Raw genomic sequence first — 26,154 nt, 5'->3', positions numbered from 1 at the left:
TCCTGTTATTGCCATTTCCGGTGGTAGGCACCGAGGGTGGTTTGTCGGCCCTCGGACACATTGCCAAGGCAGGCATCCCAGGCCGGGTCAACCTGATAGGTGTCTGGTGACGCCTGGTAGCGGTCAATGGCTGCGCGCCAGGTTCGGGTGACCTGCTCCACATAAGCCGGGCTGCGCTGGCGGCCCTCGATTTTGACCGACGCAATATTGGCTTTGAACAGCTCGGGCAGGATCGCCAGTGTATTCAGGCTGGTGGGCTCTTCCAGCGCATGGTAACGGCGAGACTCACCCTCTAGGCTGACATCAAAGCGGCCTTTGCACAGGGTCGGGTAACCGGCATTTTCACCGGCACGGTAACGATCAATCAGCACTTCATTCAAACGGGAATCGAGCCCCTGCTCGGTTTCCTGCCAGCGGACGTATTTTGCCGGAGAGCAGGCACCAACCGTGTTGGGGGATTCACCGGTCATGTAGGAAGACAGGTAGCAGCGCCCCTCAGACATGATGCACAGGCTGCCGAACGCGAACACTTCCAGTTCCACCGAGGTGGTACGGGCCAGTTGTTTGACCTGATGGATGGACAGCACGCGCGGCAGTACCACGCGTTTAACGTTAAAATTCTGCTGGTAAAACTCAATGGCTGCACTGTTGGTGGCGGAAGCCTGTACCGAAAGGTGCAGCTCCAGATCCGGGTAGGTGCGGGCGGCATATTCCAGTACCGCGATATCGGCCACGATCAGCGCATCGACGCCCAAACTGGCAGCCGTATCGACTGCGCGCCGCCAGCGCTCGAAACCGTCTGGATGGGCGAAAGTATTGAGGGCAACATGCAGTTTTCGCTGGTGATCACGTACGTACTCGACGGCTTTGTCCAGTTTGCGTCCGGTAAAGTTCAGGCCGGCAAAATGGCGGGCATTGGTATCGTCTTTAAAACCGATATACACCGCGTCGGCACCGTTATCTATGGCTGTTTTCAGCGCCGGCAGGTTACCGGCGGGGCAAAGTAGCTCCATAATCTTTTTATCGACCAGTGTTGGATGAAAAATAGTGGGCAAATAGTAGGGGGCGAAGGGACGGGGTGTATTGATATCAGGCAGGTTTTGTTGAGTTTAGGCCGCCGGGGGGATAATTTTATGCGCTGGCAACTGGCAACTGGCAACTGGCAACTGGCAACTGGCAACTGGCAACTGGCAACTGGCAACTGAGGCTTCGGTGTTTCCCGTTTCAGAATCGGGGGACGGACAACTCACATGCGCCATCCCCCCCGGTGGCCGTGCTGGATAACGCATGCAAGCGCTGTGGGTGAAGGTACCTGATAAAAAAGGTCAGCTTACCCGGGCATGTTTGTGCAGGATCGCCTCCAGCTCGTTTTTGGGCAGGGGCTTGTAGAAATGGAAGCCCTGAATTGAGTCACAGTTGAGGTTCGACAGCAGAGTTGCCTGCTGGCGGGTTTCAATCCCCTCTGCGACGACACTCATGTTCAGTGCTTTGCCCAGATTGATGATGTTTTCGATCAGGGTCAGCTGCTTGGGAATGGTGTCGATATCCTGAATAAAGGCCCGGTCGATTTTCAGCTCATCAAGCGGGAAACGGGCGAGATACGAGAGCGAGGAATAACCGGTGCCGAAGTCATCAATCGACAGGGCAAAGCCCAGCTGCTTAATTGCATTAAGCATCTGAATGGCGTGCTCGCCATCACTCATAACCGCGCTTTCCGTCAACTCGAAAGTGATGTCAGCCGGATTGACCCGAGTATCCCGGCGCAGCTGATCCACAATTTGGATCAGGTTCGGGTTACCGAACTGCTGTGGCGACAGATTGATGGCCACCTTTCCTGCGAGCAACCCCTGATCTTTCCAGCGTTTTACCGTGGTAAACACTTCCCGAATCACGGTTTGTCCCAGTTGTTCAATCAGCCCGGAGCGCTCAGCGACCGGAATAAACTGGCCGGGGCTGATGTAACCTTCGACCGGATGTTTCCAGCGTACCAGAGCTTCCGCGCCGCAGATCGCAAAATCGCGGGCATTGACCTTGGGTTGATACCATACTTCCAGGCCATTGTTTTGCAGTGCCTTTTGCAGTTCAATCTCCAGCCACAACAGCATGCGCGCTTCTTTGTTCATCTCATGGCTGAACTTCACCATCCGGTTCCGCCCGCGGTTTTTCGCTTCATACATCGCGGTTTCGGCATTTTGCAGCAGCAGGCGGGCATCCGTTCCGTCATCGGGGGCACTGATCAGTCCGATTGAGCAGGCGAGGTGCTTGCGAAAGTGGTGCAGGTTGAACGGTTGGTTGATCATGCTGATCACCCGGTTAGCAAGCAGATCGCCGGTTCGGCTGTGCTCCGGATTGGGCAGCAGGATGGCAAATTCATCGCCGCTGAGGTGGCCGATAATGGCTTCCTCCGGCAGTTGGCGGCGCAGCCGTCCGGCAATTTCCTGCAGCACCTGATCCCCGATATGGTGACCGAGTGAATCATTGATGTTCTTGAAGTTATCGACATCCAGATACAGCAGGCAGAGCGGGGTTTCCTGATGCAACAGCTGATCGAGACGGCGACTGAAGCCGTGGCGGCTGAACAGCCCGGTCAGCGGGTTGGTGAACAAAAGGTGATCCAACTTGTCCTGGCGGGAAGCCGGTCGGCTGTTGTCCTGCAGCAATACCAGCTGGGCCGGAGAACCAAGTTGGCTGATCGGTCTGGCGGCCAGTCGCACGGCCCGTTGTACCGGACAGCGGCGGCTGGTCTGGCAGTTCAGGGTTTCGCCTTTGCCCAGTGATGCCAGCTGTGGGAATTGCAGCGGCTGGTTGTTGCCGTCCACCAGCAATTTGCCGAGTTCGGTGTTCTGAATATCCTGCGGAAACTCAAAACCGAGCAGCATGGCTGCCTGCGGGTTGGCGGAGACCACCATGTTATTGACCACGATCAGGCTGCCGTCATCGATCAGGGCATTCAGTGCCTGTACATGCTGTTCCAGCTCCTGAATGGACTGAGCCAGGATCTGGCGCTCAGAGGTGTCCAGACAGTGCATGACCACCGCCGCAACACGGCCATCCGGCTGATGAGACAGCGGCCGCAGGCTGAACTGCATGCTGGTGTCATGCTGGTTGTCGTTCAGAACGACCTCACTTTCCAGGCTCTCGCCCTGAAAAGCCCGCTCGTAATAGGGGCGGATGGCCTGATAGAAAGCCGGCCCCAGCGTGTCGATATCATTGCGGCCAATCAATGCATCCGGCGTCATGCCACTGATTTCGCTGTAGCGGTTATTGACGATCAGATAGTGATGATGGGGGTCCAGCACAGCCACCAGAAACGGGCTGTTATCGGTCAACAGGGGAAACCAGTACTTAAGTTGCTCTGTCGGCATGATAGTTAACATGTTATCCGTGTATGGCTGCCATCCAGTTCGGCGGGGCGACAGGTAGTTTTCTCGTTACTATATAGGCCAGTAGGGCTCAATACCAAACTTTACGCGGTCAAAGGCGCTTTTTTTGACTCAAGGCATGAAATCGGTCTCGGGACTTGCCATACAATCCTTCTATAACAAGACCCAGACAGGAAAAATAAACAGTGATTACCGAGCTGAGAAAACAGCTGGTCCGACGCGGACCGGCGTTATTGCGTATTCCCGCGAAACTGACACCGTTTGCCCTGCAGAAAAAGGTGATGCTGGAAGGGCTGGGTATGGTGTTCCGGGAAGCCCTGGAAGACGGTGATTTTGACTTTCTCGAAGATCGCTGGCTGAAAGTGGAAGTCCGCGATCTGGGGTTATGCTGGTATATCAGCTACCGTGATGAGCAGCTGGTGGTGGCCGATAAGGTCGAGCAGGAAGACGTCAGCTTTAGTGGCGAATGCAATGATCTGGTTTTAATTGCTGCGCGCAAAGAAGATCCTGATACACTGTTCTTCCAGCGCCGTCTTCGTATTGAAGGGGACACCGAGCTGGGGCTGGAAGTGAAAAACCTGATGGACAGTATCGACCTGGATTCACTCCCTGCACCGGTGCAATTTGTTTTGCAGCAGTCAGCCGATTTCATCCACAAAGGGATGGCGGAGCCGATTGCGCATAAAGAGGTTATGAATGCTCATTAGATCCGAGTCGCCGGCAGATATCCTGCCGATTGAAGCGTTACTCAAGTCAGTGTTTGACACTGAAGCAGAAGCCAATCTGGTGCAGCGGTTACGGGAAAACGGTAACCGAACACTGGCACTGGTGGCTTGCAATGATGACGGTGAAGTGATCGGTTATGCCTTTTTCAGTCCGGTGACCCTCGACGGGCAGGATGACAACTGGCAGGGGCTGGCACCGATGGCGGTCAGTCCGGCTTACCAGGGCCAGGGTATCGGACAGGCGATGATGGAAGAAGCCAAGCAGACACTGGCCGAGCTGGGTTACCCGGTGGTCGTGGTGCTTGGTCACAGCGAGTATTACCCGAAGGCCGGTTTTGAACCGGCCGTCAACCATGGCCTGCAATGCCAGTGGCCGGTTCCGGAAGAAGCCTTTATGGTGTTGGAACTGATCCCGGGCACCTTAGCCGGGCGGCAGGGCACCATTGCCTACTGCGAAGAATTTTCGGCCCTGTAACGGATGCGCTGCTGTCGCGGCCGTATACCGGCAGCCATGGCCAGTAGGCCGGGCATGGCTGGGAAGCGGAAGATACCACCTGCGGGTGGTATTTTTTTTGCCATTTTCCTGCCGTCTGGGCTGCAGGATCTGGTAGTATCCCCGCCGGAAGTGAGCATCATCGAGGTGAGTGGATGAAACAACGTGATTTACAGCTGATGAAAGAAATGGGGCTGACCTACTGGCAGGTCAGAAAACCGGACTTTTTTCCGGGCTGGGAGCGTTCGGCGATTGATCTTCCGGCTTCCTGCCAGCTGTTGTTTGTGTGCGATGACGAGCTGGATGAACACGATCGCTGGTTGTTCGGCCGTATCCTCAGCAGCATGAAACTGTCCCCGGAGCAGGCAATGGCCTTGCCGTCGGCGGCGGTTGAACTGGTGCGCGAACACCACCTCACCTGGTGCTGGGTGGCAGGCTGTGAAACAGCCCATCCGGCCGGGTGTCAGTTACTCACCTCGATATCACTGAAACAGATGCATACCAACCCGGCCGCGAAAAAGGCCCTCTGGCAACAAATTTGTTCATATGACACTTAAGATTGTACCTCTGGCGCCACATCATCTTGATGACGTATGGCGTATCGAACAGGCGGCTCACGCCTTTCCCTGGGCGGAATCCCTGATCCGCAAAGAACCCAATAGAATTGCGGTGAACCTGGCACTGGAGCTGAACGGCAAAGTGGCCGGTTATTGTTTCGGTCAGCTGGTGGCCGGAGAAGCGACCCTGCTGAACATTGCCGTGGATCCGGCGTGTCAGGGCAAGGGCTACGGTAAACAGCTGCTGGAGGGGTTTATCGACGAGATGGCCTCCCGCGATGCGGAGGAAATCTGGCTGGAAGTGCGCGCCAGCAATACCCGTGCATTTCAGCTCTACGAAGCCCTCGGGTTTAACGAGATTAACCGCCGTGAAGGCTATTACCCGGCCGAGAACGGGCGAGAGGATGCGTTGATCATGACGTACCCACTTATGCTGTCAGCCGGTTAATCAATAGTTGCGCGTTAACGCTGTTGCTTTGGGCGGAGTTTGCGTATAATTCCGCCATTCTTATCGCTCCCATACATTATCCGTCACGCGGCACCGCAGAGGAAAAACAATGTAACTGATTGTTGTACAACCCATCCTCATATCTGCGCAGGCAGAGGACGGCGTCTGGTCACAGGCTTGATCAGGCACGCTATATGGAGCTCGGTAGCAAGCGCCCGGTGACGGCATGCTGCCATTCGATTTTGAAATCTCTCACAGGATTATCAACGCTATGTCTTTTCTTACTGAAGTGGGCAAACGCCGTACGTTTGCGATCATTTCTCACCCGGATGCGGGTAAAACCACCATCACTGAAAAAGTACTGTTGTTCGGAAACGCGATTCAGAAAGCCGGTACGGTTAAGGGCCGAGGCTCAAACCAGCACGCTAAATCCGACTGGATGGAAATGGAAAAAGAGCGTGGGATCTCGGTAACCACCTCGGTCATGCAGTTCCCGTACAACGACTGTCTGGTGAACCTGCTGGATACCCCGGGACACGAAGACTTCTCGGAAGATACCTACCGTACCCTGACTGCTGTTGACTCCTGTCTGATGGTAATCGACGCAGCGAAAGGTGTTGAGGATCGTACCCGCAAGCTGATGGAAGTAACCCGTCTGCGTGATACGCCGATCATCACTTTCATGAACAAACTGGACCGTGACATCCGCGACCCGATGGAGCTGCTGGATGAAGTGGAAAGCGAGCTGAACATTGCGTGTGCGCCGGTATCATGGCCGATTGGCTGTGGTAAAGAGTTCAAAGGGGTGTACCACATCCACCGTGATGAGACGATCCTGTACGCGACCGGTCAGGGCCACACCATTCAGGAAGTACGCATCGTCAAAGGTCTGGACAATCCTGAACTGGATGACGCTGTTGGTACTGAACTGGCTGAACAGCTGCGTGAGGAGCTGGAACTGGTACTGGGTGCGTCCCACGAGTTCGATCAGGAAATGTTCCTGAAAGGCGAACTGACGCCAGTGTTCTTCGGTACGGCTCTGGGTAACTTTGGTGTTGACCACATGCTGGACGGACTGACGAAGTGGGCACCTGCGCCGCTGCCACGTCAGGCGAACGAGCGTGAAGTGTCTGCCACCGAAGAAAAATTCTCCGGCTTTGTGTTTAAGATCCAGGCAAACATGGATCCGAAACACCGTGACCGTATTGCTTTCATGCGTGTGGTATCTGGGACTTACACTCAGGGCATGAAGATGAACCACGTGCGTATTGGCAAGCAGGTGAGCATTTCAGATGCAGTAACCTTCATGGCCGGTGACCGTGCCCGGGCGGAAAACGCCTTTGCCGGTGACATCATTGGTCTGCACAACCACGGTACGATTCAGATCGGTGATACCTTCACCCAAGGTGAGTCGCTGAAGTTCTCCGGTATCCCGAACTTTGCACCAGAACTGTTCCGCCGTATTCGTCTGAAAGATCCTCTGAAGCAGAAGCAACTGCTGAAAGGTCTGGTTCAGCTGTCTGAAGAAGGCGCGGTACAGGTGTTCCGTCCGCTGCAAAACAACGATCTGATCGTGGGTGCGGTGGGTGTGCTGCAGTTTGACGTGGTCGTTGCTCGCCTGAAAGCGGAATACAACGTTGAAGCTATCTACGAAGGCGTTAACGTTGCAACAGCACGCTGGGTAGAGTGTGGTGACAGCAAGACGTTTGAAGAATTCAAGCGTAAGAACCAGTCTAACCTGGCACTGGACGGCGGCGATAACCTGACCTACATCGCGCCGACGATGGTAAACCTGAATCTGGCCAAAGAGCGCTTCCCGGACGTCGACTTCCGCGCGACCCGCGAGCACTGATCGGGGCCGTCATGCGCCCTTGGGCGATGACGCTGACTTTCAGGCCGTCACATCTGTGGCGGCCTTTTTTATGCCCGCTTATTTTACCCCTTTTCTTCTCAATTTTATTTGCATTGTCTGCATTGTTAGCGGCGTCAGTATCCCCGTTCCGTACCACAATCACGGGTACGCCACCGTTTTGTGAAAAGTCCCCCTTTTTCATCAATTTGTGTCTAGTATTCTTTTGTGTGCATATGATTTGATGGATGGCTGACACCATTCGAACGGTACAACCACGGAGACGGCACATGGCCATTGCAGCAGACACGCAGTTAAGGGCACTCGCACCGGCGAGTGAGGTGTATACCAGGCAAGGGGAAGCGCACCCGCTGGGGGCCAGCGTGCAGGAAAGCGGGGTTAATTTCAGCCTTTATTCCAAAGACGCTACCCGGGTTTTGCTGCATCTGTTTGAGGATGCCGATGCGACGTGCCCGAGCCATACGTTTGAACTCAATCCCTTGCGGCATAAACGTGGCCATTACTGGTTTATTTTTGTCTGTAACATTGGTCACGGCCAGATTTACGGGTTCCAGGTAGATGGCCCCTGGTTGCCGGAAAAAGGGCTGCGTTTTGATAAAGACAAGATATTGATTGATCCCTACAGTCAGGCCATTTGCTTTGGTAACAACTACCGCCGCGAGCGGGCAATTGGTCCGGGCGGCAATATGGACGCCTGCATGAAGAGCATGGTGGTCGATCAGCTCGGTTTTGACTGGCAGGGCGTGCCCGTGCCCAGCCATTCGCTGACCGAGACCATTATCTACGAAATGCACGTTGGTGGATTCACCAAACACCCGAACTCCGGCGTTGCGGCAGACAAACGCGGCACCTTTGCCGGCGTGATTGAAAAGATCCCCTATCTCAAAGCGCTGGGCGTCACCGCGGTAGAGTTACTGCCGGTGCAGCAGTTTGATGTCAGCGATGCTCCGGATGGCCACCCGAATTACTGGGGGTACAGCCCCATCAATTTCTTCTCGGTACATGCTGGCTACAGCGTGGACAATGAACCGCTCAGTGCCATCAATGAATTCAAAACCATGGTAAGGGAGCTGCACAAAGCCGATATTGAAGTGATTCTTGATGTGGTGTTTAACCACACCGCGGAAGGCGATGAAAACGGGCCGACGTTCTGCTTCAAAGGGCTGCAGAATGGCGCCTATTACCTGGTTGATAAAAAGAACGGCCAGTACCGCAACTACAGCGGCTGTGGCAACACCTGCAATGCCAATCACAGCGTGTTTCGGCGAATGATCATTGATGCCCTGCATTTCTGGGTGACGGAAATGCGGGTGGACGGCTTCCGGTTTGATCTGGCCTCAGTGCTGGCGCGTGACAGTCGCGGCCAGCCAATGAAAGAGCCGCCGCTGCTCTGGTCTATCGATTCTGACCCGATATTGTGCGGCACCAAAATCATCGCCGAAGCCTGGGATGCGGCCGGATTGTATCAGGTGGGCTCGTTCATCGGCGATCGCTGGAATGAATGGAACGGAAAATTCCGCGATGATGTGCGTGCCTTCTGGCGGGGAGACAACGGTTATGTCAGCCGTTTTGCCTCAAGAGTGCTGGGCTCCCCGGATATTTACTGCGGACGGCAGCATTCTCCGCACCGCTCGGTAAATTTTATCTGTGCCCACGACGGTTTTACCCTCAATGATCTGGTTAGCTACAGCGAAAAGCACAACTGGGCCAACGGCGAGAATAACCAGGATGGCGACAACCATAACCTGTCGAGCAATTACGGAGTCGAAGGGCCGACCGAACTGCCGGAAGTGGAGGCGATGCGCCATCGCCAGTGCAAGAACATGCTGGCCACGCTCTACCTGTCGCTCGGGATGCCGATGCTCAATATGGGGGATGAAGTGCGCCGCACCCAACAGGGCAATAACAATGCTTACTGCCAGGATAATGAAATCAGCTGGTTTGACTGGAGCCTGGTCGACAAAAATCAGGATTTACTGCGCTTTGTGACGCTGCTGGGGCAAATTCGGCGGGCAGAGCCGACCCTCGACTGGAACATGCACCGCTCTCTCAGCTCTGTGGTGGAAAACGTCAACATCCGCTGGCACGGGGTGGAGCCGAATAAACCGGACTGGTCGGAACATTCGCATTCTCTGGCGCTGACGGTCTATCACCCCATCACCCAGGATGAGCTGTATGTGGTCTGCAATGCTTATTGGGATCCGCTGGCTTTTACTCTGCCGGATCGCGACAGCAGCGAATGGCATGTGGTGATTAACACGGCGAAACAGAGCCCGGATGACATTTACCCGATCAATCAGGCTCCCCGTTATCCGCACCGTACCATTCTGGCCTCGGGACGTAGTATGATCGTCATGATAGCCAAGTCAGTACAGCAGGATGAGAAGTATGATTAGGGTAATAAAACGTTGGGTGGCCGCGTACGATCGCTGGTGCGAGAGAATGGGGCTGGTTCCGGAGAACCGCCGCTGCTGTGCGCCAGTGCGTTACGATGAAGATGATCCGCGTCATCCTGACCAACGCCGCACGGCGTGTCGGGGAGGCACCATGCCATCCCATGCTGGCGATACCGATATTGGTGCTGATGCCAATGCTAATGTTAATGCAGGTATCGGTTCCAAGGCCTGTGACCAGCCTGTGACACATATCAACAGCGCAAAATCAGATGCCAACGGATAACAGCCGCTGGCCAGAGACGCTCTGGCCGGTACTTTGGCCTGCGATGCCGATATTCGCAGCCGCAGGCGGGAGCACACCAGGATGATAGACAGCCATTGCCATTTTGATTTTGCCCCATTTAGTGAAGACCCGGCTCATTATCTGGCGCTGGCGCGTCAGGCCGGGGTGAACAAACTGGTGATACCGGCGGTGGGGGTGCGCAACTGGAAGGCGGTACGTCAGCTCGCTACGGAGCAAGACGGGGTGTACTTTGCCCTCGGTCTGCACCCGTTTTTCAGTGCAGATCATACCGTTGCCGCCGAGCAGCAACTGGCGGCAGAGTTGGAAGCTGAATCACTTTTGAGAGCAAAAAATCGGTCACACTGCGTAGCGGTGGGTGAATGTGGACTAGACTTTGCCATTGCAGAGGTCGATCGTGATCAACAGCTTACGTTACTGTCATCCCAGCTCAGGCTGGCGAACCATTACGGCTTACCGGTAATTTTGCATTGCCGTAAAGCCTACCCGGAATTGTTGAGGCTGCTCAAGCAGATCCCGCCGGTCGCCGGTGGGGTATATCACGCTTTCAGCGGCAGTCTGGAGCAGGCCAGACAGATGATTGATCTGGGCCTGAAAATCGGAGTCGGGGGAACCATCACTTATGAGCGAGCAAAGAAAACGCGTGCCGCCATAGCGCAGCTGCCTTTGTCGGCACTGTTGCTGGAAACCGATGCCCCCGATATGCCGGTGGCCGGCTTTCAGGGCCAGCCGAATCGTCCCGACCGGTTGGTTGCGGTGATGGATGCGCTGGTTACGCTGCGATCGGAGCCCCGGGAGGAGATCGAAAAAGTCATCACCTTAACCACAGCTGAACTTTTTCATATTCCCCATTGAACGGGCGTCACAGATTTAAAAACGATTGCGCTAACGGTTGCGTAAAAGCTCTAATGTTTTGTGATAGCACTCACGTTTGCTGCTGAGCTTGCTATCTCTTTCCTTGCAAACTGTGAAGCGGGCATTATTTTATCCGGCGCCGCATGAGTATAATGCGCCGGACTCTTAACTGAGCCGAATTGTCGAGACGCCAAACTTAACTTAAAGGGATGCCATAAACTATGAGCGTGTTTATGAGCCTGGTTGGGATGGTGGTACTGCTGGGTCTGGCAGTGCTGTTATCTGATAACCGCAAAGCTATCAATCTACGTACTGTTGGTGGTGCATTTGCCATCCAATTTATTCTGGGTGCATTTGTTCTGTATGTACCTGTTGGCCGTGATGTGCTGTATGGCATGTCAACCGCGGTTGCTAACGTTATTTCCTACGGTAATGACGGTATCAACTTCCTATTCGGTGGCCTGACTTCAGACAAAATGTTTGAAGTATTTGGTGGCGGTGGCTTTGTCTTCGCCCTGCGTGTTCTGCCTGTTATCGTGTTCTTCTCTGCACTGATCAGCGTGCTTTACTACATGGGTATCATGCAGGTTGTAATTAACATTCTGGGTGGTGCACTGCAAAAAGCACTGGGCACATCTCGTGCGGAATCCATGTCTGCAACAGCTAACATCTTTGTTGGTCAAACGGAAGCGCCTCTGGTTATCCGTCCGTTCGTACCAAAAATGACTCAGTCTGAGCTGTTTGCTGTTATGTGTGGTGGTTTGGCATCTGTAGCGGGTGGTGTACTGGCGGGTTACGCATCAATGGGTGTTCCTCTGGAATACCTGATCGCGGCATCTTTCATGGCAGCACCGGGTGGTCTGCTGTTCGCGAAAATCATCAAGCCTGAAACTGAAGAGCCAATTGAGCAGCTGGCAAGTGATGCAACGGCAACGGGTGATGATAAGCCTGCTAACGTTATCGATGCTGCGGCAGCGGGTGCATCTTCTGGTATGCAACTGGCACTGAACGTAGGTGCGATGCTGCTGGCATTCATCGGTCTGATCGCGCTGATCAACGGTATGCTGGGTGGTATCGGCGGTTGGTTCGGTATGCCTGAGCTGACGCTGGAACTGATTCTGGGTTACGTGTTCTCACCACTGGCGTTCCTGATTGGTGTGCCATGGGAAGAAGCCACTATTGCCGGTTCTTTCATCGGCCAGAAACTGGTTGTGAACGAATTCGTTGCTTACCTGAACTTTGCGCCATACCTGGCGGAAGGGGCGGAAGTGGTACTGTCTCCTAAGACTGAAGCGATTATCTCCTTCGCACTGTGTGGCTTCGCTAACCTGTCTTCAGTAGCGATCCTGCTGGGTGGTCTGGGTGGTCTGGCTCCAAGCCGTCGCCACGACATCGCACGCTTCGGTATGAAAGCGGTTGCTGCAGGTACATTGTCTAACCTGATGTCTGCAACTATCGCTGGTCTGTTCGTGGGTATGTCACTGTAATTCCCCGTCAGATTACCGACAACGCCGCAGCACTGTCTGCGGCGTTTTTGTTTTCCGTCCTTCTCATCCCGGTGATACCTCACCATCATTGTTTCCTCCCACGGCTTGTGCTTCATTAGCGCTTTCGGCATTACGCCAGTCAGAGCGTTATCCGCCTTCGGGCTGTAATTGTCTCCGTCTGTTTCTGAACCTGATTCGTTAAAGCGTGCCATTTTCTGAAATGCACCTGTCTCTACTCGTCCCTAATCTGAGGTGCCGGCAATCATCAGCGAGTGCTGTCAGGGCTTGTCGTTTCAAGGCCAAGTGGGGGCTTGTGTGAAGGTATTGGCGTTCAACAGATAGGGTAAACATCGAAATGGCTGTTTCCATGACGTGCCATAAAATCGATTGCGCTCCGGTTTCTGCTCATTTCCTTTGCTAGCATTACATTCGTTGCCGGGCAGACTACACTTCTTCTTGTGCTGTTTTAGACAGAGAGCAAGAAGATGAGTGAAGTACTTTTAGCGTTACTGGCGGGGTTTATTGTTGGGATTGTGTTTTCAGCCATTAAGCTGCCCATTCCCGCCCCTCCTGTCTTGTCCGGCGTGATGGGAATCGTCGGGGTGTATATCGGCGGCATTGCCTATCAGTGGCTGGTGGAGCGGTTTTTTTCCTGACTACCAGGGCTGAATTTTAACCCTTAAAGTTGTGCGTGTTTATTCTTGGGGTAAACACATTGTCCACGCTGGGAAACGTAACTTTCATGGTGGCAGTCAGGCGCTCTTGGTATGATGTCAGGGCACCATCACAAACACATTACGGTTGTTTCAGTTTGTCTCTTAAATATTGAGATATGAATCAATAAGACTGATCAACATCAACGTGAGCCGAATCTGGCACCAGATTCGGTGTAACGGTGACACGGATAGCAATCAGGCTGACGATCTCGCGTCGTTGGTCTGAGTCTTCAAGGAGTCAAGTCCGTATTACCCGCGGTCGCAGACCAACAGTCGGGTAGCACTGTTCGCATAGGCGGGCCGTTTGGCGGTGGCGCATACGTTAACCGTCAGGCGTATGGAACAGTTTCTGAAGCTTGATAGAACATAACTGGACTGGAGATAGTCATGAGCGATTTAAAAGCTGCTGCACTGCGTGCACTACAACTAATGGATCTTACCACTCTGAACGATGACGACACTGATGCGAAAGTGATCGAATTGTGTAAGAACGCCAAGACCCCTGTTGGCAACACGGCGGCAGTCTGTATCTACCCACGTTTTATCCCAGTTGCGAAGAAGCAGCTCCGTGAACAAGGCACGCCAGATGTTCGTGTAGCGACAGTGACTAACTTCCCGCACGGCAACGACGACATCGACATCGCCGTTGCAGAAACCAAAGCTGCTGTGGCCTACGGCGCCGATGAAGTGGATGTGGTATTCCCGTACCGTGCCCTGATCGCCGGTAACGAAGAAGTCGGTTTTGAACTGGTGAAACAGTGTAAAGCGGCTTGTGGTGACGTGCTGCTGAAAGTGATCATCGAAACCGGTGAACTGAAAACGCCTGAGCTGATCAAGAAAGCCTCTGAAATCTCCATCAACGCTGGTGCGGATTTCATCAAAACCTCCACCGGTAAAGTGGCAGTAAACGCGACGCCGGAAGCGGCAGAAATCATGCTGACCGTGATTAAAGACATGGGCGTTGAGAAAACTGTTGGCTTTAAGCCTGCAGGTGGCGTTCGGACCGCAGAAGATGCCCAGCAATTCCTGGCGATGGCTGACCGTATTCTTGGCGCTGAGTGGGCAGACAACATGCACTACCGCTTTGGCGCATCAAGCCTGCTGGCTAACTTGCTGCACACCTTGGGTGAAGGCGAAAAAGCGGCTGAAGGCGGCTACTAATCTTTCCAGGTAAGGTGGCGCAGTGCCACCTTACTTTTTGGTCAACAAACCATCTGAATTGTGACTCTTTACTGCCTGGTTCCTCGCTGAACCTGTGTGTCAGGAAGAGGCGGCTTCTCTTCGCCTGAAAATCGATCCTGACAGTTGAATGTGTGCCAGCCTGAATAGCTTGTGTGGTTGGCGATGCGGTAAAGGATCTGACCCTACATAAGACTCTGACTGGGGAAATACCATGTATTTACCACAAGAAATTATCCGCAAGAAACGTGACAACATCGAGCTGACCGCTGACGAAATTAACTTTTTTGTCCAGGGCATTGCCAAAGACACCGTATCTGAAGGCCAGATTGCAGCCTTTGCAATGGCGGTGTACTTCAATGACATGACCATGGCTGAGCGTGTTGCCCTGACCTGTGCAATGCGTGATTCCGGCATGGTGATTGACTGGAGCCACATGAACTTTGACGGCCCGATTGTCGACAAGCACTCGACCGGCGGGGTGGGCGATGTTACTTCCCTGATGCTGGGCCCTATGGTGGCAGCCTGTGGCGGTTACGTCCCGATGATTTCCGGCCGTGGCCTGGGTCACACCGGTGGTACGCTGGATAAGCTGGAATCGATCCCTGGCTACGATATCTCACCAAACAACGATGTGTTCGGTCAGGTTACCAAAGACGCAGGTGTCGCGATTATCGGCCAGACCGGTGATCTGGCTCCGGCGGATAAGCGGGTGTACGCGACCCGTGACGTGACGGCGACCGTGGATAATATTTCCCTGATCACAGCATCGATTCTGTCGAAAAAACTGGCCGCGGGCCTGGGTTCGCTGGTCATGGATGTCAAAGTCGGCTCCGGCGCTTTCATGCCAACCTATGACGCCTCTGAAGAGCTGGCGAAGTCTATTGTGGCAGTGGCCAACGGCGCCGGTACGAAAACCACCGCGCTGCTGACCGACATGAACCAAGTGCTGGCATCGACTGCCGGTAATGCACTCGAAGTCCGCGAAGCCGTGCAATTCCTGAACGGTGAATACCGCAATCCTCGCTTATTTGAAGTGACCATGGCATTGTGTGCTGAAATGTTGGTAAACAGTGGCTTAGCGGCTGATCTTGATCAGGCGACCGAGAAACTGCAGGCCGTGCTGGACAACGGCGAAGCCGCCAAGCGTTTCGGTAAAATGGTGGCAGGGCTGGGTGGTCCGGCTGACTTCATGGATAACTACGACGCGTACCTGGAAAAGGCAGAGATTGCCAAGCCAGTCTTTGCCGAGAAGAGCGGTTACGTATTTGCTATGGATACCCGTGGTTTGGGTATGGCCGTGGTCGGCATGGGCGGCGGTCGCCGGGTTGCGGCAGATACCATCGACTATGCCGTGGGTCTGAGTGACATGATTCGCCTTGGTGATGTGGCTGATGCCGATACTCCACTGGCAGTGATTCACGCCCGAAACGAAGCCCAGTGGGAAGAAGCCGCGAAAGCCGTTCGCGCCAGCATAACGATTAGCGACGACAAGCCGGAGCCAACGCCTGTTGTCTACCGCCGTGTTCGCCCGGAAGATGTTTAATGGAGTTCAAAATGAAACGTTCTATTATCCTGGTACTTGATTCATTTGGTGTAGGTGCCACTGAAGATGCTGTGCAATTTGGGGATGTGGGTGCCAATACCCTGGGCCACATTGCACAGGCCTGCGCCCGTGGCGAAGCCGACAACGGCGTACGCAGCGGCGCGCTGAAACTGCCTAACCTGAACAAGCTGGGACTGGGTAAAGCCTGTGAGGAGTCTTCAGGTTATTTCCCGGAAGGTCTGGATCCGAACGCGGAAATTACCGGTGCCTATGGCCACGCCAAAGAACTGTCGTCCGGTAAAGACACCCCGTCTGGTCACTGGGAAATTGCCGGTGTGCCGGTACTGTTTGACTGGGGCTACTTTACCGACCACAGCAACAGCTTCCCGCCGGAACTGCTGGACCGCATCGTAGAGCGTGCGAACCTGCCAGGTTACCTGGGTAACTGCCACGCATCGGGTACACAGGTACTGGACGATCTTGGCGAAGAACACATGAAGACCGGTAAGCCAATTTTTTATACCTCGGCGGACTCTGTGTTCCAGATTGCCTGCCACGAAGAAACATATGGCCTGGATAACCTGCTGGCACTGTGTCAGATCGTGCGTGAAGAGCTGGAAGACTACAACATCGGCCGTGTTATTGCCCGTCCGTTCATTGGTCCGGGTAAAGGCCAGTTTGAGCGTACCGGTAACCGTCGTGACCTGTCTGTTGAACCACCATCGGCCACTGTGCTGCAGAAGCTGGTGGATGAAAAGGGCGGCGAAGTGATCTCTATCGGTAAGATTTCCGATATCTATGCCGGCTGCGGGATTACCAAGAAAGTGAAAGCGACCGGTATTCCGGCGCTGTTTGAAGCCACTGTTGAAGAAATCAAAACCGCTGGTGACAACAGCATCGTCTTCACCAACTTTGTTGATTTTGACTCAGCCTACGGCCACCGTCGTGATGTGGCAGGTTATGCTGCGGCACTGGAATACTTCGATGAGCGTCTGCCTGAAATTCTGGCGATGCTACAGGAAGATGACGTGCTGATCATCACGGCTGACCACGGCTGTGACCCAACTTGGCCGGGTACAGACCACACGCGTGAGCATATCCCTGTACTGGTTGCCGGTCCTAAAGTTAAACCGGGATCTCTGGGCCGCCGCGAAACGTTCGCTGACATCGGTCAGTCACTGGCGGAACATTTTGGTATCTCTGACATGGAATACGGTAAGTCGTTCCTGTAAGCCTTGCAGATCACGAATTGACTCACACTCCGGCGGTTTCGGTCTATATTTGTCCTAGATCGAAACAGCCGTTGAAAGACTCGTATACATTGGGGTTGGAAAACCGGAAGTTATCCTGTCCAACCCACAGAAAATATTAAGGAATCAATAATGGCGACTCCTCACATTAATGCTGAAATGGGCGATTTTGCTGACGTAGTACTGATGCCGGGTGACCCACTGCGTGCGAAATACATCGCAGAGACCTTCCTGGACGATGCCAAAGAAGTGTGTAACGTACGCAATATGTACGGTTTCACCGGTACGTACAAAGGCCGCAAGATTTCAGTGATGGGCCACGGTATGGGTATCCCGTCTTGTTCTATCTACGCGACTGAGCTGGTTAAAGACTTCGGTGTGAAGAAGATCATTCGCGTGGGCAGCTGCGGTGCAGTGCGTGATGACGTAAACCTGCGTGATGTTGTGATCGGTATGGGCGCATCAACGGACTCAAAAGTGAACCGTATTCGCTTTGGTGGCCACGATTTTGCCGCACTGGCGGATTACGGCATGGTACAAAACGCGGTTCAGGCAGCTAAAGCCAAAGGTATCGACGTGAAGGTGGGGAACATCTTCTCGGCAGACCTGTTCTACAACCCGGACTTTGACTTCTTCGAAACCATGAAGAAATACGGCATTGTGGGTGTGGAAATGGAAGCGGCCGGTATTTACGGTCTGGCGGCAGAATACGGCGCGAAAGCCGTAACTATCTGTACAGTGTCTGACCACATCCTGCGTGGTGAGGCGACGACGTCGGAAGAGCGTCAGCTGACTTTCAACGAGATGATTGAAATCGCGCTGGAGTCGGTACTGCTGGGCGATGCGGAAGACGCATAATCGCTCACGGGATGACAGCAAAAAGGGCTTGCCGATTGGCAAGCCCTTTTTTGTTGTGGGGCAGGTTGTGGGGTCAGTATGGTTGAACCAGGGCGGCTATGTCAGGGAGGAAACCGTTACTGTGTTAGCGAGCAGAAACGGCCATCGACAAGCAATCAACAGCTGACTTATTCCGGCTTGTTGGCGTTCAGCAAAAACGGAAAGTGCCAGATGTCTTTGCGACGGCCAAAGGTGAAGGCGAGCAGAAAACCAATCGCCAGCGCGGCAATGATCAACCCGCGAATCACATTGGTGACATAATCAATATTCTTCAGGGTATCAGCCAACAGCTGATCGTGCTCCAGCGTGATGCGGATATAACCGACCACCTGATCCTGGTTCATTACCGGCTCAACCAGTTGTTGACGGCCGATACTGGCGACCGATAACGGGGTGGACAATCCGGTGACCTGCTCCAGCGGCATGGCATCTTCGGTCTGGGCCAGTGTGACGCCTTCCAGATCGTAGATGGTGGCATCAAGGATCAGCGGCTCGCGCGACAGCTGCTCGGCCAGTGCCTGAAGCGGATCATGGTTTTTCTCAACCAGATTGAGCGAAGCCGTTTCGGCGGCCTGACGAATCGCCAGACGCGAAAGTTGCTGGGTCTGCTCGCTCAGGGCGCGGTAGTTACGTTTGGTCAGATCCGAACCGTATTCCAGCATGGTGAACAGAGCGGCCAGACAACTGAACACCACAAAGAGCTGCCAGGCGCGTTGAAAGCGTGATTTTTTCAATTTCATGGTTTCACAGTACCTTAGATACCATAGTGGTTATAGCGGTGCTTTTAGCGTCACAGCACCTCTGACACGATGGTTCCCGTGATGCAATCTTCATATGGGGGGTTGCCCAGGTAATTTGCTATGGGGTAACGTGTACCCAGACGTTTACTTTAACACGGATGTATTGCCAGTGCTTAATATTCGAAAACACACCACTTTACTCAAGCGTTTCCCGTCAGTGGCGACGGCCACCAATTTGGATCGCCAGCGCTCTTCCACCCTGATTTATGGTCAGGGCCTGTACGGCGAGGTGATCGACAACATTGAAGCTGCCTACGAAGAGCCGCTGAATGTGACCGCCGCCTGGAAGGTTGGGGAGTACGACTGCCTGCTGCTTGATAACCCGTATTCATTGCTGCTGGAGCAAGCGGTGGTCGCCCAGAAAGTCGACATTGCTGACCTGCGGGATCTGCCGGTGCTGCGTGAACCGGGGCTGCTGGTGATGGACATGGACTCGACCGCGATTCAGATTGAGTGTATCGATGAAATTGCGGTGCTGGCCGGTGTTGGTGAGCAAGTCGCCGAGGTAACCGAGCGGGCCATGCAGGGCGAGCTGGACTTTGAACAGAGCCTGCGTGAGCGGGTGGCAACCCTGACTGGGGCTGATGCCTCCATTCTGGCGGCTGTACGCGAGCGCTTGCCCCTGATGCCGGAATTGCCGGAGCTGGTAGCCAGCTTGCACCACTTTGGCTGGAAAGTGGCGATTGCCTCCGGCGGATTTACCTATTTCTCGGATTATCTGAAAGACACGCTGGAGCTGGAACATGCACAGTCTAATACTCTGGAAATCATTGAGGGCAAGCTGACCGGGCAGGTATTGGGTGACGTGGTGGATGCCCAGAAGAAAGCGGAAATTTTGCGTACTCTGGCCGCACAGCATGACATTCCATTGCACAACACGGTCGCTATCGGTGATGGTGCCAATGATCTGGCGATGATCAATGCTGCCGGGCTGGGCGTGGCTTACCATGCCAAGCCAAAGGTGGAAGCTGAAGCGCCGGTCGCTGTGCGATTTGCCGATCTCGGGGCGGTGATCTGCCTGTTGTCAGCGTCATTGTTGCCGCAGCAGCTTAACTGGTAATCACGGCTGAACGAAAAAAGCGGGGCGCCTCCGTCGGATGCGCCCCGCTTTTTTGGGAGTTCCTGGTTCGTGAGTTCCAGGTTCTTGAGTTTATGATTCGTGAGTCCCTGCTTTGTGTTGCTGTATGAATGGCGCGGTGATCTGTTTTGTGGCCTGTTTTTTGAGCCGTCGTATGAGCAGCCAGCCCGACTGGCTTACTGAATTTCCAGCCGAATCAGCACCTCATCGGTGATATCCAGCAACTCCCCGCAGCCAATCAGGGCGCTAAGCTCTTCTTCCAGTGCCCTTGCCCGGTGCAGCGTTAAGCGGGCCAGCTCGCCGAGCTCTTTGCCGATCAGGGCAGTCATCGGACTCAGAACCGGTACCGCAGTCACCCTGACAGCCATAAATTCCCCGTAATGGCGCGCCTGTTTGATGAACTGGATCCGATCATCAACACTGTCGAACTCGTCCAGCAGCTTGCTCTTGAGGCGCAGCAGTTTGTCGCCGTCGCGCTCAATGTGCAGATACAACTCATGGATGTGCGGCTGGCGAATCTCAACCGGACGCATGGTTTCTGCCAGCATACGTTTGATTCGGTTGCGAAAGAGCGGCTCCAGTGAATAACCGTTGCCGCCGGTGGTCTGGTGAAACAGCCGGATCAACGGCGGTGGCGGGAAATTGCAGCCGATCGCTTTCAGCCGGACTTTGTGATCCACCTTCTCCGCGAAATACGGAATACTGCACAGCCGGGTCAGCAGCAGTTTGTGCATCGCCATCAGCAGCTCCCCTTGTGGGAGCTGTTCTTCCTCGATCACCAGTCGGTTCTCGTTGTGCTGGATCAGCTTGCGCAGGAAGTGCTCGCTTTTGGCTGCCTGGGCACCGCTGCCGGTGGTCAGCTGGATATTGCAGTGATCAGGGCTGATTCGGACGATCTTGTACGGAATGTTGTACAGCGGCGCATTGCGATCAAGTTTTTGCAGCTGCGGGAATGAGATCGCGACATCATCGCCCCGCTTGGCAACAACCGGGGCAGGCAGGCGCAGGTTCAGGCCGCGGGTGGAAAAATCGATGCTGACAGCCGGTTGTATCGGCTGATCGTCGAGCTGGAACTCAACCGGCGTTTCAAACAAATAGCGGTCTTCACTGCGCTGGGGCTTAGGGTCAAAATAGATAGCCCTGGCTGAGGCGACGGGATTACGTGGGTGGCGAAATGCCTGCAGCGCTTTGCCCGGCAGACTGGGTTTGACCGACAACCGGTAATCCTGACGGGAAAGCGGGTTGGTCAGATCCTGCAGCAGCCCGATGTGCGTCAGGGTACTGAGCTGCTCGGCCATGTCCGGTGCGATGTCTTTCAGCCAGTCAAGATCGTCTTTTTCGATCGATTGCAGGGTCAGGCGCATCACCTGCCAGCTGTCGCGTTGGGCACCGATGTGCCAGAACAGCCGTCGCTGCTCACTGTCCATCTCCGGAATGGCGGCCGAGTAAAAATAGGTTTTGTTGTCATGCTGGTGGCTGAAGCCGTAAATCAGGGTGCTGGACTGTTTCAGGCCGGATTTGCCTAAACTGGCGATGCGGGGCTCAGACAGCAGATGGTTCAGCATCGGCTGATTGCGTTCATCGTGCCAGCGTTCCCACAGGTGGCGGTTATGCTGAGTCAGCAGGCTGTATTTCAGTTCCGAGCCGGCAAAAAACAACGGCATCGCTCCGCTGTGCTTGAGAAAGCAATGTTCATAGCCTCGGGTGCGTACCTGAATCACCTTGTCGTCATGATTCTGGCGCAGGCGGCTCTGGGAGCGATGCAGGCTGTGGTCTATGGCTGTTCGCAGAATCTGGTTGTCGCCAACCACTTTGAGGCGCAGCCACTTGTAACTGTCGTTGTCGGGGTTTTCATCAACCCCGAGGATCCGGTAGGCTACACCCTGATTCAGCTTATCGTCATTGAGCACGTCAGCCAGTTTGGGAAAACGGGCGGTAATGTCCATCCCCAGGTGATAGTTGAACGCCGCCGGTACTTTAAAGCGGGCACCGGAATAGGACAGGTCGGCGGTAAAGCCATGAATCATTTGACCGAGCGGCAGCTCAAGAGTTACCGGAGTCGCTATTTTCAGGCGGTTTTCATTGCGGGTCAGGTAATGGCCAAACCGGATCAGCGGCGCATCAAACTGGGTATCGCGCTGCGATACCGCCACGTCGGGAACCGGGCTGGGTTGCAGTTTGCCTTGTTGGTGCATCACCCGGAAATTGTTGCGGGTGTTCATCAGCGCTTCATACAGGCCAACCCGGAACTTACCACCGTAAGCGTTAATGCGTTTATGGTAGGTGTTAATGGCAACGTCATCCAGCCAGTGCTGAATACCGTGCAGTTCGTACGGGCGACATTCCCCCTTCACCCTGCCTCGCAGATCAACGGCCTGACGACATGGTGTCATCAGCCGGTGCAGCTCCATTTTTATCTGCAGCTTGGTCGGTCCGTCCTCGCCATCAGTCATCATTTGGAAGACATTGTCAAAGTCTTCGCTGTCATAAGCGGGAATCAGCTGTTCGATCAGTCCTTTGTAAGCATCAAGCAACATAGTTCTTTTTTATTATTAACCTCTTCGTTTATTATCGGTATTTTGCCCTAAAAACTGAGTCAGTGATCAACGCTCGGCCCGATTTTTTACATAAAGCAGATCTCTTCGGGGATACTGTGAGTTTATACAATTTTCAAGGTGATACATGGCTAAAACCAAGCGTGCTTATGTCTGTAGCGACTGTGGAGCCGATTTCCCCCGCTGGCAGGGGCAGTGTAGCGCGTGTGCCGCATGGAATACGATAACGGAGTTTACCATACCGAAAACCCGTGCTGCCGTTGGCGGGGCTGCCGCAGCAGGCACCAGTAGCTATGCTGGCAGCTCGACCAAAGTCCAGAAGCTGTCGGAAGTCGAAAGCAAGGATCTGCCGCGCTACAGCTCGGGCGTGTCTGAGCTGGATCGGGTGTTTGGCGGTGGTATCGTGCCGGGTTCCGTGCTGTTGCTGTGCGGCGACCCGGGAGCCGGTAAGTCAACGCTGCTTCTGCAAAGCATCGGCGCGGTGGCGGCAACCAAGTCAGCGTTGTACGTGTCCGGGGAAGAGTCGATTCACCAGATCTCCCAGCGCGCCAAACGTCTGGGTATCGATCACCTTGATAAGATCAGCGTAGTGGCTGAAACCTCTGTTGAGCAGGTGCTCAACCATATCACCGCACAAAAAGCGGAGTTTGTGATCATTGACTCGATCCAGACTATGACTGTTGCCCATAACGATTCGGCGGCCGGCAGCCCGAGCCAGGTGAAGGAATCGGCGGCGGCGTTGACCCGGTTTGCCAAAACCGAAGGGGTCACTTTTATGATCGTGGGTCACATCAATAAAGACTCGAATGTGGCCGGCCCGATGCAGCTGATCCACATTGTCGACGGGTTGTTCGCGCTGTCTTCTACGGCCGATGAAAAATTCCGGGTGTTGCGGACCTCAAAGAACCGTTTCGGGGCCGATTCCGAGTCCTGCTTCTTTGCCATGACGGAAACCGGGATGAAGCAGGTCAAGAACCCGTCGGCGATTTTCCTCAGCCGCTCGAACAAGAATCACGCTGGTTCGGCGTGTACCACATTGTGGGAAGGGACGCGTCCGTTGCTGGTGGAAATTCAGGCGCTGTGCAACCAGTCCGTGACGGAAAACCCGCGTCGGCTGACGGTCGGCTATGACTCGAACCGCCTGGCGATGTCGATTGCCGTTCTGGCCCGCCATGGCGGGGTGATGCTGTCGGACATGGACATTTTTGTGAACTGTGTCGGCGGGATCAAGGTGGATGAGACGTCTGCGGATTTGGCGGTGCTGCTGGCGATTTTCTCAAGCTTTAAAAATGCCCCGATCCCGCAGGATGTGCTGGTCTTCGGGGAGATTGGCCTGAATGCCGATATTCGTCCGGCGGCCAATGGAGTCGAGCGTATCCGCGAAGCGGCCAAACAGGGTTTTACCCGGGCGATTGTGCCGAGAGCTAATGCCAGCCGTCAGGTGCCGGGGATTGAAATTATCCCGGTCGAAGATTTGCAGGAAGCCCTGACTGCGTTTGATCGCGTGTGTGGCTAAAGAGTGTGGCTAAAGCTTGCTGGCGAGCACTAAGTGGCGCATACATCACATAAGCAGTAATAACAGCAATAAAAAACCGGGCTCAGTGCCCGGTTTTTTTAGTTTGGCTACGCCATATTGCTCAGGGTTACTTCGCAATACGCTTGTACTTGATGCGGTGTGGCTCTGCAGCCTGCGCACCCAGCGTTTTCTTCAGCCAGTCGGTGTATTCGGTGTAGTTACCTTCGAAGAAGTTCACCTGACCTTCATCACGGTAGTCCAGAATGTGGGTCGCGATACGGTCCAGGAACCAACGGTCGTGCGAGATCACCATGGCACAGCCAGGGAATTCCAGCAGGGCCTCTTCCAGGGCGCGCAGTGTTTCTACGTCCAGGTCGTTGGTTGGTTCATCGAGCAGCAGTACGTTGCCGCCGGCTTTCAGCAGTTTTGCCAGGTGAACACGGTTACGCTCACCCCCGGACAGTTCCCCGATGCGCTTCTGCTGGTCGCTGCCTTTGAAGTTAAAGCGTGACACGTAAGCACGGGATTGCAGCTCGAAGTTGTTGATACGGATAATATCCGAACCTTCCGAGATCTCCTGGTAAACCGTGTTGTTGTCGTTCATGCTGTCACGGAACTGTTCAACCGATGCCAGTTTCACGGTTTCGCCCAGCTCGATAGAGCCTGAATCCGGCTGCTCAGTGCCGCTCAGCATCTTGAACAGGGTCGATTTACCGGCACCGTTGGCACCGATGATGCCCACGATAGCACCCTTAGGCACGCTGAAAGACAGATCGTCGATCAGAACGCGGTCACCGAATGACTTGGTCAGGTTCTGTACCTCGATAACCTTCTCACCCAGACGCTCACCCGGCGGGATGAACAGTTCGTTGGTTTCGTTACGACGCTGGTGTTCGGTGTTGTTCAGCTCTTCGAAGCGAGCCATACGCGCTTTTGATTTCGCCTGACGGCCTTTTGGATTCTGGCGAACCCATTCCAGCTCTTTCTCGATGGTCTTCTGGCGGGCTTTCTCCTGAGAGGCTTCCTGCTTCAGACGGGCATCTTTCTGCTCCAGCCATGAGGTGTAGTTACCTTCCCATGGAATACCTTCACCACGGTCAAGTTCCAGAATCCAGCCGGCAGCGTTATCCAGGAAGTAACGGTCGTGCGTGATAGCCACAACAGTACCACTGTAATCGACCAGGAAGTGCTCTAGCCAAGCCACGGATTCGGCATCCAAGTGGTTGGTTGGTTCGTCTAGCAGCAGCATGTCTGGTTTTTCCAGCAGCAGGCGACAGATTGCCACACGGCGGCGCTCACCACCCGACAGGTGTTTGACTTTGGCATCCCATTCCGGCAGGCGCAGGGCATCGGCCGCACGCTCCAGTTGGTTGTCCAGGTTGTGACCGTCTTTCGCGGCGATCAGTGCTTCCAGCTCGCCTTGCTCTTTGGCCAGAGCGTCGAAGTCCGCATCCGGCTCGGCGTACGCGGCGTACACAGCGTCCAGACGGGTCAGGGCGTGCTTCACATCGCCCACGGCTTCTTCAACCACTTCGCGGACGGTTTTTTCTTCGTCCAGTACTGGCTCCTGCGGCAGGTAGCCGACATTCAGGCCCGGTTGCGGACGCGCTTCACCTTCGATATCGGTATCGATACCCGCCATGATGCGCAGCAGAGTTGATTTACCGGAACCGTTCAGGCCCAGGACACCGATCTTGGCGCCAGGGAAGAAGCTTAGGGAAATATCTTTCAGTATTTGGCGCTTAGGCGGGACGATTTTGCCTACGCGCGACATGGTATAGACGTATTCAGCCATATCCGTTTGCGATCTCTAAACTCAATGAAAAGGGGTATTTTACCTGTTCTGGACATAAGTTTAACAGCAATGTTCATAATTAGTGGTTAATACCCGTTATTAAACGGAACTCACTGCCGCAGATCACATCAAAATGCTGGTTATCACTTCGTTTGCAGTTAGAGTGGCGCATTGACCGTTTCGGGGGCGGCAAGAAGTCGCCGGAAAAAATGCGCAGGAACGAGTAAGCTCAATACAGGCCTCTGTCATGAGCCGATCACCAAGCTGTGCTAGTTCTGGGAAGCTCGGGTGTGAAGTGGGTCCCGAC

At 54.4% G+C, this 26,154-nt stretch carries 21 protein-coding genes; 16 read left to right on the top strand and 5 right to left on the bottom strand.

Annotated elements, in window-relative coordinates:
* Window positions 1-5: 5 nt before the first annotated feature.
* A complete protein-coding gene (gene ubiU / locus FH974_RS12910; protein WP_047886509.1) occupies window positions 6-1,013 on the bottom strand; it encodes a ubiquinone anaerobic biosynthesis protein UbiU in 1,008 nt (335 codons plus the stop codon).
* 312 nt (window positions 1,014-1,325) lie between these two features.
* Window positions 1,326-3,365 (bottom strand): sensor domain-containing protein, encoded by a 2,040-nt coding sequence (locus tag FH974_RS12905; protein ID WP_207103719.1) that lies wholly within the window; start codon window positions 3,363-3,365, stop codon window positions 1,326-1,328.
* 203 nt (window positions 3,366-3,568) lie between these two features.
* On the opposite strand from FH974_RS12905, the gene ubiT reads away from it, so the two are divergent.
* From ubiT to deoD, 14 genes are all read left to right on the top strand, one after another.
* Window positions 3,569-4,090, top strand: a complete 522-nt coding sequence (gene ubiT, locus FH974_RS12900) for a ubiquinone anaerobic biosynthesis accessory factor UbiT (RefSeq protein WP_047886510.1) — start codon at window positions 3,569-3,571, stop codon at window positions 4,088-4,090.
* A complete protein-coding gene (locus FH974_RS12895) occupies window positions 4,080-4,583 on the top strand; it encodes a GNAT family N-acetyltransferase (protein WP_047886511.1) in 504 nt (167 codons plus the stop codon). The genes ubiT and FH974_RS12895 overlap by 11 nt, the downstream gene beginning before the upstream one ends.
* Before the next feature lie 173 nt (window positions 4,584-4,756).
* Window positions 4,757-5,158, top strand: coding sequence for a DNA polymerase III subunit psi (locus tag FH974_RS12890; protein WP_047886512.1), 402 nt, complete (start codon window positions 4,757-4,759; stop codon window positions 5,156-5,158).
* Window positions 5,148-5,606, top strand: coding sequence for a ribosomal protein S18-alanine N-acetyltransferase (gene rimI / locus FH974_RS12885; RefSeq protein WP_047886513.1), 459 nt, complete (start codon window positions 5,148-5,150; stop codon window positions 5,604-5,606). The genes FH974_RS12890 and rimI overlap by 11 nt, the downstream gene beginning before the upstream one ends.
* A gap of 271 nt (window positions 5,607-5,877) precedes the next feature.
* Window positions 5,878-7,458, top strand: coding sequence for a peptide chain release factor 3 (gene prfC, locus FH974_RS12880; protein WP_207103331.1), 1,581 nt, complete (start codon window positions 5,878-5,880; stop codon window positions 7,456-7,458).
* Between the two features lie 287 nt (window positions 7,459-7,745).
* Entirely contained in the window at window positions 7,746-9,872 is a 2,127-nt protein-coding gene (gene glgX, locus FH974_RS12875; RefSeq protein ID WP_207103330.1) for a glycogen debranching protein GlgX, read from the top strand.
* Window positions 9,865-10,155: a hypothetical protein gene (locus FH974_RS12870; protein WP_207103724.1), complete on the top strand. Its 291-nt coding sequence runs from the start codon at window positions 9,865-9,867 to the stop codon at window positions 10,153-10,155. Before glgX ends, FH974_RS12870 begins: the two co-directional genes overlap by 8 nt.
* Window positions 10,156-10,236: 81 nt before the next feature.
* Entirely contained in the window at window positions 10,237-11,028 is a 792-nt protein-coding gene (locus FH974_RS12865; RefSeq protein WP_207103329.1) for a TatD family hydrolase, read from the top strand.
* 221 nt (window positions 11,029-11,249) lie between these two features.
* Window positions 11,250-12,515, top strand: coding sequence for a NupC/NupG family nucleoside CNT transporter (locus tag FH974_RS12860; protein ID WP_047886517.1), 1,266 nt, complete (start codon window positions 11,250-11,252; stop codon window positions 12,513-12,515).
* Between the two features lie 485 nt (window positions 12,516-13,000).
* On the top strand, window positions 13,001-13,171 hold the full coding sequence (locus FH974_RS12855; RefSeq protein WP_047886518.1) for a XapX domain-containing protein: 171 nt from the start codon (window positions 13,001-13,003) through the stop codon (window positions 13,169-13,171).
* 447 nt (window positions 13,172-13,618) lie between these two features.
* Window positions 13,619-14,392: a deoxyribose-phosphate aldolase gene (gene deoC / locus FH974_RS12850; protein WP_047886519.1), complete on the top strand. Its 774-nt coding sequence runs from the start codon at window positions 13,619-13,621 to the stop codon at window positions 14,390-14,392.
* Between the two features lie 232 nt (window positions 14,393-14,624).
* A complete protein-coding gene (gene deoA / locus FH974_RS12845) occupies window positions 14,625-15,956 on the top strand; it encodes a thymidine phosphorylase (RefSeq protein WP_047886520.1) in 1,332 nt (443 codons plus the stop codon).
* An 11-nt stretch (window positions 15,957-15,967) separates the two neighbouring features.
* On the top strand, window positions 15,968-17,188 hold the full coding sequence (locus FH974_RS12840) for a phosphopentomutase (protein WP_047886623.1): 1,221 nt from the start codon (window positions 15,968-15,970) through the stop codon (window positions 17,186-17,188).
* Between the two features lie 150 nt (window positions 17,189-17,338).
* Entirely contained in the window at window positions 17,339-18,064 is a 726-nt protein-coding gene (gene deoD / locus FH974_RS12835) for a purine-nucleoside phosphorylase (RefSeq protein ID WP_047886521.1), read from the top strand.
* Window positions 18,065-18,231: 167 nt separating this feature from the next.
* On the opposite strand, the gene FH974_RS12830 is transcribed toward deoD, so the two are convergent.
* The gene (locus tag FH974_RS12830) at window positions 18,232-18,843 is read right to left on the bottom strand and encodes a YtjB family periplasmic protein (protein ID WP_207103328.1); all 612 of its coding nucleotides are present in this window, start codon (window positions 18,841-18,843) and stop codon (window positions 18,232-18,234) included.
* A 169-nt stretch (window positions 18,844-19,012) separates the two neighbouring features.
* Between FH974_RS12830 and serB the strand changes: the two genes are divergently transcribed.
* Complete coding sequence (gene serB / locus FH974_RS12825; RefSeq protein WP_242551832.1) at window positions 19,013-19,963, top strand: phosphoserine phosphatase; 951 nt, start codon at window positions 19,013-19,015, stop codon at window positions 19,961-19,963.
* Between the two features lie 194 nt (window positions 19,964-20,157).
* Here serB and FH974_RS12820 read toward each other — a convergent pair whose 3' ends face one another.
* Entirely contained in the window at window positions 20,158-22,518 is a 2,361-nt protein-coding gene (locus tag FH974_RS12820; RefSeq protein ID WP_047886524.1) for a PilZ domain-containing protein, read from the bottom strand.
* A gap of 145 nt (window positions 22,519-22,663) precedes the next feature.
* Here FH974_RS12820 and radA point away from each other — a divergent pair, with 145 nt between their 5' ends.
* The gene (gene radA, locus FH974_RS12815; RefSeq protein ID WP_047886525.1) at window positions 22,664-24,052 is read left to right on the top strand and encodes a DNA repair protein RadA; all 1,389 of its coding nucleotides are present in this window, start codon (window positions 22,664-22,666) and stop codon (window positions 24,050-24,052) included.
* A gap of 127 nt (window positions 24,053-24,179) precedes the next feature.
* Here the strand turns inward: radA and ettA are convergent, their stop codons facing one another.
* Window positions 24,180-25,847 carry an energy-dependent translational throttle protein EttA gene (gene ettA / locus FH974_RS12810; protein ID WP_047886526.1) on the bottom strand — a complete coding sequence of 556 codons (1,668 nt, stop codon included), beginning with the start codon at window positions 25,845-25,847 and terminating at the stop codon, window positions 24,180-24,182.
* Between the last annotated feature and the right edge of the window lie 307 nt (window positions 25,848-26,154).

Origin of the sequence: Photobacterium ganghwense (assembly GCF_017329545.1) — a bacterium.
Lineage (GTDB): Bacteria > Pseudomonadota > Gammaproteobacteria > Enterobacterales > Vibrionaceae > Photobacterium > Photobacterium ganghwense.
The sequence above is the reverse complement of the archived record's forward strand: the minus strand, read 5'-3'. Positions and strand labels throughout refer to the sequence as shown.